The organism is Bacillus sp. 491mf (genome assembly GCF_900112415.1).
Lineage (GTDB): Bacteria > Bacillota > Bacilli > Bacillales > Bacillaceae_G > Bacillus_A.
On record NZ_FOLV01000031.1, the window covers coordinates 31,828 to 46,437 of the forward strand.

Genomic DNA, 14,610 nt, shown 5'->3' on the forward strand with positions numbered 1-14,610 from the left:
GAGGTACTGGCCGTGCGTAGGAGCGGTCAGTGCCTATTTTTGCCACGTACTGTGTGAAACCATAGAGAGGAAACGAGTGCAAGTTATTTTTTGTATTCCGTACCAGTGAAAGATGTGTTGAAAAAAAGATTTAAGCCTTGTTTCACAAGAACAGTTAAACTGCGCACTGCTTCTGATTAATCAAAGACCAAGAAAATGTTTAGGGTGGAAAGCTATTCACGAAGCATTTCATGGGGAATTGTCGCACTTAAATTGACAACTTGTCATGTATAAAGGGTTTTATTTTACTAGGTGAGTAATACACAATGTGTAATAATTTAAAAATATATATTCATTTTACCAAAAGATGGATCTGTTGAGAATATACCTATAACAAGTGTTAGGGAATATTCGAAAATACTATCAAATTTTTTATATTTTGCAAAAAAACATTTACTTTACATATAGGACTTTCATATATTTTATTTGTAATATATAGAAAATTCCGGCGGGGTGAATGTATGAAAAGGGAAAAACGAAAAAGGCGATGGTTTCGGTATGTAATCCAACTCATCGTGATGGCATTAATTGTGTCCTCTATTCCGATGGAGGCAATCGCAGAAACGATGAACAATGGAAAAACAGTGCAGGAAAACAAGGTTCCTTCCACTAAACAAACAAAGAAAAAGAATGAGAAGAAGCAAACATCAGACGGAAAACCGACTGAAGTAGTAGAAGAACGAACTGAACACGAAAAAGTATTTGATAACAAGAATGGAACGTATACAAAGAAAGTTTACACAGAGCCCATACACACAAAAAAAGATGGGAAGCTAGAAGAAATTCAGCCAGAGCTTGTTGAAAAATCCTCACAAACAATCGCGACAAAAACTACAAAGTTAAAACCAACATTTCAAAAAAAGTTAGAACAGAAAGAATATGCGGCCTTTGAAGTAGACGGTCACAAAGTTACGTACAAATTAATAGGGGCTAAAGGTGAAAAAGAACAAATAGGGCCCTCCCAAGTCGCAGCTACTTATGAAAAAAATAAAATTTGGTATAAAAACATTTTTCCAAACATCGATTTACGCACCATTACATTTAATGACAAAATAAAAGAAGATATTGTTCTGAATCAGTATACAGGGCATCATATCTTTACCTTTCAATTAGAAACCACATTGACTCCGAAACTACAAGAAGACGGTTCTATTTTGATGGTAGATGATAAGCAAAAGACAGTGTTTACATTGCCAAAACCGTTTATGACAGATTCCAATGTACATCCTGAATCAAATGAAGCACCAATTTCAGAAGAGGTAAAGTATACGTTAGAGAAACAAAAAAATAATACCTACAATGTAACCGTTACAGCTGACCCGAAATGGCTACAAGCTCCTGAACGAAAATATCCCGTTTATATTGATCCTTCCATTACGATGGGGAGTTTCCAAGAAGCATATGTATCGAGTGCGTATCCAAAGAGCAATTATTCAAGATGGGTACTTTGGGATGAAAATTTGCAAGCACATACATTGAAAGTGGGATATTTCGATAACCGCACTGGTTATAATTTTGCCTATACGAAACCGGAACTTTCTAGTTTGAACGGCGCAATTGTACATGAGGCAAAGTTTTATGCTTACGCAGCTTGGCATTATTACGGAAATAACCCAAATGAAGTTTGGTTAGATGAAGTAAAGGGTGACTGGGATTATATTACGATGAACTGGGAAACAAAACCGTGGTCCCAAGAAATCGCAGTTGCGAATGTTAGCCGAAATCAATGGGCAGAGTTTAATGTTACAGATACAGTGAAAGCTTGGCTGAGCGGTGAGAGACCGAACTATGGATTTAAGCTGCATCCGAATGGGCGAGGACAAACGCATTGGAAGAAATTTATTGCGGCTTATAACGGGGGAGATACAGCACCGCATTTAGAAATTACGTATTCCTATCCAAAGCCGAATAAACCGCGATTATCAGCTTATTCAAATGGCATTGGAAGCGGAACAGGACATATCAATGTGAACTGGGATGCAATGCCGGGTGCAACTGGGTACCGAGTAGGGATTTTTGACGGAACAGATTACAATTATTATCACGTTGGGAATACGACATCTTGGTCAACAAAGGATAGAAAAATATGGCCAAGTAAAGATGATGTGAATCGTGGCCGGAATGAACTTCATTTTGATGAATTAGGAGGAGAATTTTCAACGAGTCCTTCTCAGTTTTATCAAAATAATAGTTCAAAAGAACCAGGCAATGATAAACATGCTTATAAAATAAAAGTTGTAGCGGAGTATCCGCATGATGAATTGAGTCCGGAATCAGATGAAGAAAAGGTATTTGTGCCACTAGAAGCACCGAAACAGCCGAAATCGCATGCCTTTACGAATTTGACTGGTTCTCAATCGGGATACGTTGAATTGAACTGGGATCAAATCCCTGGTGCTACCGGTTATCGGGTTATTTTTTATAATGGAAAGAATCACGATGTATTTGACGTTGGAAATGTAACGAAGTGGACTACGCAAGGAAAGAAAATCTATCCGACGGCAGATGAATTAAAAAATGGTCGTTACCAGTTCCATACAGATGGAAAGGGAGAAGAACTTGCGTTAAATCCTTTAAGGCTGTATGAGAATGCAGGTGATTTTAGAAGCGATAAATACTGGGTTCATATTCAAGCCTATAGTAATATTGGACATGCGGAAAGTACGTATTCTCCGGATTACGGCATTAAAATAACAGAACCAACAGACATTTTCGGCTTGAAAGATTATATTGCCTCTGTTGATGTGATTGGCGGTAAAGTAAACGCGACAAACGGAAATTTTGTTATGGATGAGTCAGACTTTACGTTGTCAGGCCGCGGTCCTGACTTGCGCATCGACCGTGTATACAACAGTAACAGTACAGAACAAGGTGTATTAGGAAAAGGCTGGACGAGTTCTTTTGACGAAAAAGTACAGGAGCAGCCAAATGGTGATTTACACTTTATTCATGAAGATCGTGCAGTAGACCGTTTTGAAAAAACGGGAGACAATTCCTACAAAGCGCCGTCTGGTGTATTTTTAGAAATCAAGAAAACAGACAGCGGCTATACGGTTACGGATAAAGATTAAACGGTATCCGAATATGACAAACAAGGACGTTTAACAAAGGTAAAAGACGAACATGGCAATACGTTGACGTATCGCTATGAAAATGGCCGGGTTGTCGAAATTACAAACGCTTCGAATCGTAAAGTATCTTTACAGTATACAGACGGATTATTAACAAAGCTTGTTGGTCCTGAAAATCGTACAGTTACGTATACGTATAAAGATGGCCAACTCGTAGGTGTAACAACACCGAGAGGAAAACAATATCGATACGGCTATGAAAATGGGACACTACGTTACACATATGATCCAAAACATACGGAACAAAAGCCGTATAAAACTACGTACACGTATGAAAATAATCGTCTAGTTGGCGTGACAGATGCACTTGGAAAGGAAACAAAGCTTTCGTATAATCAAGAATTACGCGAAGTGACTGTTACAGATCCAAAGCAAGTGAAAGATATCCATCAATACAATCTTGCGGGGAATCCAGCAAAAACAATTGTAGATGCAGACGGATTAAAACTAACAACAACGTATGAATATGAAACGAATAACTTAACGAAAAAGACAGATCCAAAAGATCAAGGGAAACGCGTTTCTGAAAGTTATACGTATGATGGCAAAGGAAACGTAACATCTGCGACGGACGCAATTGGAACAGAGAAGTATGAATATAATCAAAATAATGATGTAACGAAAGTAACCGATACAGAGAATAAAGCAGCATCTGTGACATATAACGGTGCCAATGCCGTTTCGGAAACAGACTATCAAGCGAAAACTTCATCTGTGACGCAGTATGATTCTTATGGAAATCCGATTCGCGGCAGTTTAGAACTAGCACCAGGTGGCAACTTAATGCGCAACCCTGGCTTTGAAGTGGGTGGTGACCGTTGGGAATTGCGCGGATGGAATGATGGCGGGAAAAATGAAATTGATCGTAACGTTCGTGCACCACAGTTAGGACAAACGTCTTCCTTACACATGGATACAAAAGGCATCAATGACAGCTGGGGGGCGACGATTGCCAGCCAAAAAGTAGATGTTGAGCCAAATAAACCATATATTTTAAGCGGATGGATCAAAACAAGTGGTTTAGAAAAAGCAAGTGCTTATTTCTATGTCATTCAGCTAGATGAGCATGGAAATCATGTAGGAACCATTTCGAATAACTATAGTAAAGTTAGCGGTACAACCGACTGGACAAAACGACAAGTCCCAATTGTTACTTCTGATAAAACGCGTCAATTAATCATTGAGGTCTTTACAGCCCATGAAAGCGCGGAAGGAAAAGGAACAGCTTGGTTTGATAATTTCCAATTAGAAGAAGGGCCAATTTCATCTTCTTTTAACCCAGTACCAAATCCAAGTTTTGAGTATTATGGTGACAAATTAGAAGGTTGGCATACATGGCAAAACGTACCGAAAGATAATATTGGAGACGGATTTGGCGGACACTCAGCACTTGCGATGGAACGGAAGAGTCAGGCTGATCCAAGTCCAGACTTACATTATCGTCAAGAACTTGCGCTAAATCAAAGTCAGGCAAAAGACATTACAATTACGGCAATGTCAAAAGCAGAAAATGTTAAACATAGTGATACGTCGCAGCCAAACAAAGGATATTCTGTTTGGGTCTATGCAGAACATGAAGGCGGAACATGGAAAAGCTATTACATTACGTTCCCACTTGGTACGAAAGATTGGAACCGCGGAGCAGTTGTTATCCCAGCTTCAGCAGGGGCGATTAAACGCATTCAGCTTCATACGATGCTTGATAAAGAACTAACAGGAAAAGTATGGTTCGATGATATTCGAATCATGGAAGGCAATCACTTAACAAAGACAGAGTATGATGCAGATGGAAACTTTATTACCGCAACTTATGATGAAGAAAACCGTAAAAATACATTTACGTATGATGCGTATGGAAATAAAACAAGTGAAACAGATGAAAAAGAAAATAAAAAGGCCTTTGCCTATAACGAAGACAATCAATTAACGAAAACAACAATGGCAAATGGTACTTCTGTTTCTTATAGTTATGATGACAATGGAAACACAACAGAGAAATTTGTAACAGCTGGCGGAAAAACGCAAAAGAATATCTTCGAGTATGATGTCGATAACAAACTAACTGTCTTCCAAGATGCATTATCGCGAAAAATTTCACACGAGTATGATGCAAATGCGAACCGAACGAAGACAATGATGCCAACAAACGCTGTATTAGAATGGGAGTACGACGCGGCAAACCGAGCAATTAAAGCAAAACGAAACGGAAAAGACGCATTCTCCTATGCATATGATGAGAACGGAAACGAAACAAAAGTAACCGATCATATAAACGGAATCACACGTGAAAAAGCATATGACGAAGGCAATCGCATCATCAGCATGACAGACCGCGGCGGCAGCGTAAAATGGTCGTATCAACCAAAATCTCATAAACTAAAAGATACAACGATCAATCATGGTTCCTACAACAACACAACAAACTATGAATATAACGCCTTAAATCAAAATACGAAAGTAACCGATAACGGAAAAACATTCTATTTTGATTACGACGAATTTGGAAACGTCGTTCGTTATCAAGCCGGCAATGACACAGCGGCCCAATTTACGTATGACCATACAAAGAAACTTACAAACTTACAAATTGGTACAAAAGATTCACAGCGTATTTTAGAAGAATCCTATACGTATGACGCAACAAGCAACCGCACCGCAATCGAACGAAAAAACGGTGACAAAACTGAAAAAACAACGTACGCATATGATTCTATCAATCAACTAATAAAAGAAACATTACCAAATGGTACAAGTAAAGAATACAGCTATGACGGCTTTGGCAACCGCACGAACGTAAAAGTAACCGAAGCAGGAAAAGCAGCTGTATCGACAGCCGCCGTATTTAACGACGGTAATCAGCTAACGAAATTCGGCAATGAATCATTAACGTATGACGCCAACGGAAACCGTACATCCGATGGAAAATACAAATATACATGGAACGAAGCAGACCAACTTGTAGCCATTACGAAACAAGGTGAAAGCACACCATTGGCGACATATAAATACGATGACGACGGACGCCGCATTGAAAAAACAGTGAGTGGAAAAACAACACGTTATCACTACGACGGCGACAGCATCAATCCATTATATGAAACAGATGGAGACGGAAACGTCCTTCGTCAATATGTCTACTCAGTAGATGGCATCCGCCTTGCGATGAAATCCCAAGGCCAAACAGCATACTACCACTACAACCCACGCGGTGACGTCATCGCGATGACAGACGAAGATGGACAAGTGGTAGCGAACTATGAATACGATGCATGGGGCAATGTTTTAAAGAGTGACGCAAAAGGGATTGCGGCAGAAAATCCATTTGGCTATGCGGGATATATGTATGATAAAGAGATAGGGATGTATTATCTGATAGCACGATATTACAATCCAACTCATGGCGTGTTCTTGTCAGTGGATCCGGATCCGGGTGATGAGGATGATCCGATTACGCAGAATGGGTATACGTATGGAAATAATAATCCGGTGATGATGGTGGATCCGGATGGACATTGGGCTTGGTTTATTCCGGTAGCAATAGTAGGTGCTAGAGTAGCTGGTAAAGTAGCAGTTCGCTATGGAGCGAAATATGCTAAAAAAGGAGCTAAATGGGTAGCAAGTAAAGCGAAATCTGCTTGGAAAAATAGAAAATATACTATTCAAGGACCAAGTAAAAGAAATGGACGAATATTTGCAATCGTAAATCGACAGAAAAAGCAGACTAAATCTACTGATTCTAGGTGGTTTGCACTAGATTATCATGAAATTAGAGAAAATAAGAAAAGGACTACGACAAAGGTTCTCCATATTCACTGGCGATACAAAAAAAATAAGCATTATTTTATCTATCCGACAAGGAAAAAAGTTAAATGGGTCAAATAGTTTAAAAAAGGAGAAGATAAATATTGAGGCTTATATTTGATCAACGTAAAGAGATTGGTAATGAAGAAATTTATCGTGTAAGTAATTTTAATTGTATATATGAAGCAGATTTATTTGAGGACGATTCTCTAAATATTGAAAGTTTAAATGATGTATTTAAAAACACTCTAAAGAAATTTATTTTTCATTTAGATGAATCTGAACGAGAAAATTTTCAAAAAGAGATGCAAACAGAAAGTATCGGTTATAAAGTATTTAATTTTGGCAGAAAAAATATATTTATAGTCATTGATTCAATATCTATAGAAAAAGTACCTTATATAATTAATCTTTTCTATAATATAAGTATAGAGAATACAGTGGCTATTATATGTTTAGGGGAAGAAATTACGTTTGAGTTTGAAAAGATAAAAGGGAATAAGATTACAGAATATTTATTTGGTGAATGTTGGATTCCAAAATGTACTTTAGCACCATTATCAGCATGTGCCTTTATTAGGTATGATGGAGCATTGTTAACTATTGTAAGTAATGATTTTTTGATTGGTGAACAAAGTGATTGTATGTTCTGAAGTTCTAAGAAGGTTTAAATGTAAAAATAAAAGTTTTATTATAGTGAAATTGTGAACTAGTAGCTGGATATAAAGGGTATAAAAACTACGGTAAAAGTACTAAAAAATCGAGAAAACGAAATCGGTGAATATAATGTTAAAATATGTATCAGAGATAAATGTTAATTTTTTTGAGGGAATGATTTCTATGAGTTTAAGATACCCAATAAGAGTAATTTTATTATGTGTAGCTCTAGGAGTTGTTTTTTCTTGTGTAAAATAAAGGTTTTTAATATCTGCTAGTTTAATTTCAATATTACTTGTATTTCTCGTTATTGGAACGTCCACTAACTTGTTGACATTTTTTAGAAGACATTCCGATTATGTTGCAATATGTTGTTGTATTAATCTATACAATATTATTTTGTATTGTATATGACTATGAGTCGTCTCTTGATTAAATAAAGGAAGATAGGATTTATGATGAAAGGTGCTTTTGTGTAACAGGAGTTGAATCAATATTTCGGAAATAAAATGTTGATAAGTCTGTTATTAAAAAATATTGTAGTAAATGATGAATTGTTGAATCTGAAGAATGAAATAAAAAACAATTAGGGAGATTTAAATATCCTGATTGTTTTTTATTTTGAATGGCATTAATTTATTATACGAACCCCGATGGTAAGGAGGAAAATTTTTCGATAATAGAGTACACTACAAAATAACATTTGTTTTGTGACGAAAGTAGAAGATTAAATCTATATTACCACTACAATCCACGCGGTGACGTCATCGCGATGACAGATGAAAACGGACAAGTCGTAGCGAACTATGAAGACGATACATAGGATAATGTTTTAAAGAGTGACGCAAAAGGAATCGCCGCAGAGAATCCATTTGGCTATGCGGGATATATGTTAGATTCTCTATATTGGAAGAGTAAGTAGATATGTTGAAAGTCCCTGTAATATATAATTTATACAGGGACTTTTTTATCCTATATTGTAACTACTCAGTCACTCTATGAAAAAAAGGCAGAAAAGCATTTTTTTAATTGGCCTGGGAGGGACTAGTTATGTGTAGGAGCGGTCCAATCTATGTTGCGAGTGAAGATTTATTATATGATGCAGAAAAAATAGAAGCGGCTTCTTTCATATGTATGGAGAATCAGCTACACACGAATAATAGGTGTATCCTGGGAAAAGGAGAGAGGAAAGATGGCGAGACATTATTTTCTTGCAGTGAAGTTACCAAATGAGATAAAGAACATATTAGCAGAGTGGAAGGAAATGATAGAAGAAACGACGCTGTTTCGTTCTTGGGTCCATAAAGAAGATTATCATATTACACTTTCGTTTTTAGGAAGTGCTGAGGAAGAACAGCTTAAAAAATTGAAACAAGACTTGGAGCAACTGGCTAAAGTGTCTCGTTTTTCACTTACATTGCAAGGATGTCATACATTTGGGGTAAAAGACCAGCCACGTGTGTTTTGGGCAGGATTAGAAGAAGAACAGGCCTTGTTTGATTTACAAAAACAAGTGCATACGATATGTGAGCAAAATGGTTTTCAATTAGAAACGCGTCCGTATCATCCTCATATTACTGTGGCTCGTAAATGGAAGGGAGAAGAAGCATTTGATAAAAATGCACTTCCTGCTGTGCCGCCGCGTATATTTGAAGTGGAAACAGTAGCGTTATACGAAACACATGTAGAACGGATGCCGAAGTATGAGGCAATTTATGAAATATCTTTACAGAATGCACAAGCTTGAAAACGTTTTCTGATTTTTTGAATATACTATAGAAAATGGAATGTCTCTTGGGAGGGCGTGGATACATATGTTAAGCGTACAGCGTACATTTGAAGCATATTTAGATGAAATGGATAAAATTACAGTTTTACTTCCGCATGCGTACGGGACGAGTAGCGTATTCCATTTAAAACAAGGTGCGAATGAATGGGAGCTTTCCATTCATAGTATCACCTCTCTTCCAGATGCAATGAAATATGAATGTAAAGTGAGTGAACCCATTATATTGAGTAATTGTTATATCATACGAGATGAACGTAAGGTAGAAACCGACTTACAGATGGGTGCTGTTATTCGGACAGAGAAATTTGATGAGTTATATATGTATGAAGGACGCGATTTAGGTGCTTCTTATTCCAGTGATCAAACTGGATTTAAAGTGTGGGCGCCAACAGCTACAAAAGCAAAAGTTCGCATTTATGAAACCGGGGCAGTGTATAAAGATTATGAAATGGAAGCACAGGAAAAAGGGGTTTGGAGTTACGAGTTAATGGGCGACTGGGACGGTGCAAAGTATACCTTTCTTGTGTGCATTAATTTAATTTGGCGAGAAGTGGTTGATCCATATGCAAAATCAGTGTCTGTAAACGGTACGTACGGAATTGTCGTTAACCTTGCGAAAACATATGTGCAAGATGAGGAATCATTACCTCTCATGGCTTCTATGACGGATGCTGTTATTTATGAGGCGCATATTCGTGATATGACAGTTCATCCTCATAGCGGAGCAATGTATAAAGGGAAATATCTCGGTTTAGCAGAAGAAGGAACGACAGGAGAACGAGGGACGTTAACAGGTCTGTCTTATATAAAGGAATTAGGCGTTACCCATCTTGAACTATTACCGATTCATCAGTACGCCGGAGTCGATGAGGAGCAACCATTTGCAGCATATAATTGGGGGTATAATCCGTTATTTTACAATGTTCCAAATGGTAGTTATGCAACAAATCCTCTCGATCCGTACAATCGAATTGTTGAATGTAAACAAATGATTCAAGCACTTCATCGAAATGGTTTGCGCGTCATTATCGATGTGGTTTATAACCATGTGTATGAAAGAGAAACATCTTCTTTTGAAAAGCTTGTTCCTGGCTACTATTTTCGGCACGACGAAAATGGAATGCCGTCAAATGGGACGGGGGTTGGGAACGATATTGCCTCAGAGCGTAATATGGTGCGTAAGTTTATTGTCGATTCCGTTTTATATTGGTTAACAGAATACAAAGTGGATGGTTTCCGGTTTGATTTAATGGGAATTTTAGATGTTGCGACAATGAACGAAATTCGGCAGAAAGTAAATGAAGTAAAAGAGCATGTCATATTATTAGGTGAAGGATGGGATTTACAAACACCGCTTGCCTCGGACCAAAAGGCAACGTTACAAAATGCAGCGAAACTACCATGTATCGCTCAGTTTAATGATCAATTTCGCGATGGGATTAAGGGAAGTACATTTGACGTGCAAAAACGCGGATATGCGCTTGGAGAGACAACAAATAAAGAGCATATCCAATACTTAGTTACGGGAAGTATCCCTTATGTAAAACAGAAAAGTTTATTTATAGAACCTATGCAAAGCATTAATTATGTAGAATGTCACGATAATATGACGATGTGGGATAAGATTATCGGCAGCAATAAAGAAGAGGAGCCTATGCAAAAACGTCGTCATCGCCTTGCGACAACGATGACATTATTATCGCAAGGTATTCCGTTTTTACATGCTGGTCAAGAATTTTATCGCACAAAGCAAGGAAATGAAAATAGCTATAACGCCCCGGACTGTATCAATCAAATAGACTGGGATCAAAAAGAGCGAGAAGAAGAAACTATTTCTTATATAAAGGGAATCATTCGGATTCGCAAATCACACGGGGCCTTCCGCTTTCCGTCTTCTGAATGCATGAAGAGACATGTGTCTTTTTTTGATACAGCTTCTTCTGTCATTGCCTATTATTTACAAGATGTGCAGCAGTTTGGGATGTGGAAAGAAATTGTTGTGTTATTTCATAACGGAACAGAGGAGCAAACAGTTTCCTTGCCTAAAGGTGGTACATGGCATATTCTTGCAAATGAGGGAACGGCACATGAAAATCCAATTTCTTCATTTGAGGGAGATACAATTGTCATTGCTCCAATTAGTACGTATATATTGACGAAATTGTGACAAATCGACCCTTGACGATGCGAATATAATAAATGTAGAATTGAACAAGGTGGCTATTTAGTTAAGTTGCCAGTCTATTATTATTTTTGTAAAATAAAGTAAGAGAGAGCAGCTTGTCTGTTTCTTTTTCACTTTTATTTACTACTTGAAGCAGAATGGATGGAAGCCATGGGTATATATTTAAATATGTTGTGGTTTTTCTGTTCATAACTATAAAAGATAAGGAATTGTTAACGGGTAATGAACATGGAATGGTTGGAACAATTGTTAGGAAAAGAATGGAAAATAATACCGGCTGGAGGGGCGACAGGAGATGCCTACATTGCGCATAATGAACATCATAAACTCTTTTTAAAGCGCAATTCATCGCCCTTTCTTGCGGTATTGTCAGCAGAAGGAATTGTTCCGAAGTTACTTTGGACAAGGCGATTAACAAACGGTGATGTGATTTCGGCACAAAAGTGGCTCCCAGGACAAAAATTAGAACCAGAAGATATGAACGATGAGCGAGTGGCAGCATTGCTGAAAAAAATTCATTCTTCTGAAGCGTTAGTGCACATGATTCAAAAGCTTGGGAAACAGCCTTTGCATGCGCAAGATATTCTAGAAGAAGTGCTCATCACTTTGCAAGAGGATGTAAAGAAAAATGAAATCATTCAAAAAGGACTTCAGTATTTACAAAAGTCCCTTCAGAATGTAGAATTTGAACATCTTGCTGTTTGTCATTGTGATGTGAATCATAACAATTGGTTAGTAACAGATGATAACGAATTGTTTTTAATTGATTGGGATGGAGCAATTATTGCAGATCCAGCTCTTGATATTGGGATGCTGCTTCATTGGTATGTTCCAAGAGATGAATGGCACGAATGGCTTGAGCATTACGGATTAGAACTTACTGATTCTTTGCTAAGCCGTATGAAATGGTATGTTACACTGCAATGTATGATTTTTGTACAATTGTATAGAACGAAAAATAAGCAAGTAGAAGCAGAATATTGGCTCCAATATTTAATGCAACTACTCGCTTCAGAATAAGTTAAGAAAAACTATCCATTCCTGTAATCCATTGTGACAGTTGTTCTTGATGACCAGAAATATGGTTATCTAAATCAGGAGAATGTTTACCCGATTGACTATAGTAATATACATCGTTTAACATCGATTTAACATCATTACTTACATTGTCATTTACGAGTAATGATTGAATGAGACGTTCTAATTGTTCACATTCAGAAACCGTTCCACAGCAATCACTTTGATGATTGACTAAGATGTCTTTTAAGATTGCCATTTGATGTTCATGATTAAGTGGCATTTTGACACATCCTTTTCAGTTGTTATCGTAACAATGAAACGAGCGTAACGAACCGCTGATGGAAATTGTATTTCATACACTTTGTAGTTTCCGTCAAAATAGTAAATTTTATACTTGAAAGAAACGGACCGAGTGCTCGTACGTACTTGGTTTTTTATGTGATACACACATCTTGGAGTGCAGAGAGGAAGAGAATTATGCGTTTAAGACATAAACCATATGCAATGGACCGAACGAAAGAATTTTCACATTTTGTAATTGGAAATCCAGAAGAGCATAACGGAAAATGGAAAGAGTTATTTGGAAATGATAACCCGATTCATATTGAAGTTGGGACAGGCCGCGGCCGCTTCGTTTATGAAATGGCAAAAGCAAACCCAAACGTAAACTATATTGGAATTGAAAAATTTACAAGCGTAGTTGTAGATGCACTCGATAAATTAATTGAAGAACCACTGCCGAACTTAAAACTAATTAATAAAGATGCCGAAGATTTAACTGTATTCTTTGCGGAGAATGAAATTGATCGCGTATATTTAAACTTCTCTGATCCATGGCCAAAAAATCGCCATGCAAAGCGCCGTTTAACGTATAAAACATTTTTACGCAACTATGAAACAGTACTTGTAAAGGGCGGAGAAATTCACTTCAAAACAGACAACCAAGCCTTGTTCGAATACTCTCTTACAAGTATGGCGGAATACGGCATGCTACTGCCTTTTATTAGTTTAGATCTTCACAACAGTGATTTTGAAGGCAACATTATGACGGAATACGAAGAAAAGTTCTCAAGCAAGGGAAATCGTATTTACCGCGTTGAAGCAAAATATCGTACAGAACCTGCGCAATAATGCGCGGGTTTTTTTATCCTTGGTAAAGAAATAGATTTTTAATAGTAAGTAGCTAGGAAAAATAAGTAACTTGCCGTTCCTATCAATAAATATTTACATACTATGTATAGAGTAGGACAAGTCCTACTAGATTTAAAAATGAAAGGGGTGAGGTGGAATGCCTATTATTAAACCTTTTTTAGCTGCTAGAAGATATAATGCAACAATCGGTGCTGGAACGGGAACTGGAGCAACGTTTAATATTTTAGCAACTGCTTGTACTGATGACACGGGAGCTGCTGCAACAGCATTTCCTGCGTCATTTGCTTATTACAATTTATATGTGAGTGGACAGTTGCAACCTGTGGTTAACTCAAGTGTTACCACAGCAGCAATTACAATTCCAGATGGAAATACTTTAGACCCTGGAGTTGTTGTTAGTGTTGAATTTGTCGTGAACTAGTCAATAAAAAGCGGATTCCTTTAAAGGAATCCGCTTTTTATTGATTGATTAAAATAAACTGAAGTGTGATTATAACACCAGCTGGTGGTGCCTCATCAGCCAATAGTGTAAGCATCCCCGTCTGTACGACATAAGAATTTTGCGACTGAATAACGCCATTAATAAATAAATTCATATAGGATACTTGACTTGGTGCTAAAATCTGCGTCATTCCGAATTGAGGCAAACCGTCGGCATTTGTGTATACAAGACTCGTGCCATCTGAAACAGCAAAATACATTAGATTTGTGGCAGGAATTAGTCCTTGGAAGGTCGGTCCAGTAGCGCCAGTTGATCCAGTAGCGCCAGTCGGTCCGGTAGCGCCAGTTGATCCAGTAGCGCCAGTCGGTCCGGTAGCGCCAGTTGATCCAGTAGC

Annotated in this window: 10 protein-coding genes and 2 pseudogenes; 10 read left to right on the forward strand and 2 right to left on the reverse strand. The window is 37.6% G+C overall.

All coding sequences use genetic code 11. The features are described 5' to 3' along the window. Positions 1–500 precede the first annotated feature (500 nt). The 8 genes and pseudogenes from BM211_RS27260 to BM211_RS20035 all read left to right on the forward strand — a co-directional run bounded on the left by BM211_RS27260 (position 501) and on the right by BM211_RS20035 (position 12,622). A complete protein-coding gene (locus tag BM211_RS27260; protein ID WP_256217156.1) occupies positions 501–3,110 on the forward strand; it encodes a DNRLRE domain-containing protein in 2,610 nt (869 codons plus the stop codon). Positions 3,111–3,134: 24 nt separating this feature from the next. Continuing rightward, positions 3,135–3,797: pseudogene (locus tag BM211_RS27615) on the forward strand (wall-associated protein); the annotation flags it as partial. Between the two features lie 867 nt (positions 3,798–4,664). Beyond that, entirely contained in the window at positions 4,665–7,052 is a 2,388-nt protein-coding gene (locus BM211_RS27620; protein ID WP_371261893.1) for an RHS repeat domain-containing protein, read from the forward strand. A 23-nt stretch (positions 7,053–7,075) separates the two neighbouring features. Further along, positions 7,076–7,624 carry a hypothetical protein gene (locus BM211_RS20015; RefSeq protein WP_090999099.1) on the forward strand — a complete coding sequence of 183 codons (549 nt, stop codon included), beginning with the start codon at positions 7,076–7,078 and terminating at the stop codon, positions 7,622–7,624. 731 nt (positions 7,625–8,355) lie between these two features. Continuing rightward, positions 8,356–8,526, forward strand: a pseudogene (locus BM211_RS27275) (type IV secretion protein Rhs); the annotation flags it as partial. 261 nt (positions 8,527–8,787) lie between these two features. Further along, entirely contained in the window at positions 8,788–9,375 is a 588-nt protein-coding gene (thpR, locus tag BM211_RS20025) for an RNA 2',3'-cyclic phosphodiesterase (RefSeq protein ID WP_256217159.1), read from the forward strand. 67 nt (positions 9,376–9,442) lie between these two features. After that, positions 9,443–11,584, forward strand: coding sequence for a type I pullulanase (pulA, locus tag BM211_RS20030; protein ID WP_090999106.1), 2,142 nt, complete (start codon positions 9,443–9,445; stop codon positions 11,582–11,584). A gap of 240 nt (positions 11,585–11,824) precedes the next feature. Next, positions 11,825–12,622 carry a phosphotransferase family protein gene (locus BM211_RS20035; RefSeq protein WP_035435990.1) on the forward strand — a complete coding sequence of 266 codons (798 nt, stop codon included), beginning with the start codon at positions 11,825–11,827 and terminating at the stop codon, positions 12,620–12,622. A 1-nt stretch (position 12,623) separates the two neighbouring features. Here the strand turns inward: BM211_RS20035 and BM211_RS20040 are convergent, their stop codons facing one another. Further along, a complete protein-coding gene (locus BM211_RS20040) occupies positions 12,624–12,902 on the reverse strand; it encodes a YtzH-like family protein (protein WP_035435987.1) in 279 nt (92 codons plus the stop codon). Between the two features lie 197 nt (positions 12,903–13,099). Here BM211_RS20040 and trmB point away from each other — a divergent pair, with 197 nt between their 5' ends. Continuing rightward, positions 13,100–13,753 carry a tRNA (guanosine(46)-N7)-methyltransferase TrmB gene (gene trmB / locus BM211_RS20045; protein WP_090999107.1) on the forward strand — a complete coding sequence of 218 codons (654 nt, stop codon included), beginning with the start codon at positions 13,100–13,102 and terminating at the stop codon, positions 13,751–13,753. Between the two features lie 157 nt (positions 13,754–13,910). Next, positions 13,911–14,195, forward strand: coding sequence for a DUF4183 domain-containing protein (locus tag BM211_RS20050; RefSeq protein ID WP_035435984.1), 285 nt, complete (start codon positions 13,911–13,913; stop codon positions 14,193–14,195). A gap of 37 nt (positions 14,196–14,232) precedes the next feature. Here BM211_RS20050 and BM211_RS27625 read toward each other — a convergent pair whose 3' ends face one another. Beyond that, entirely contained in the window at positions 14,233–14,475 is a 243-nt protein-coding gene (locus tag BM211_RS27625; RefSeq protein WP_371261892.1) for a DUF4183 domain-containing protein, read from the reverse strand. Between the last annotated feature and the right edge of the window lie 135 nt (positions 14,476–14,610).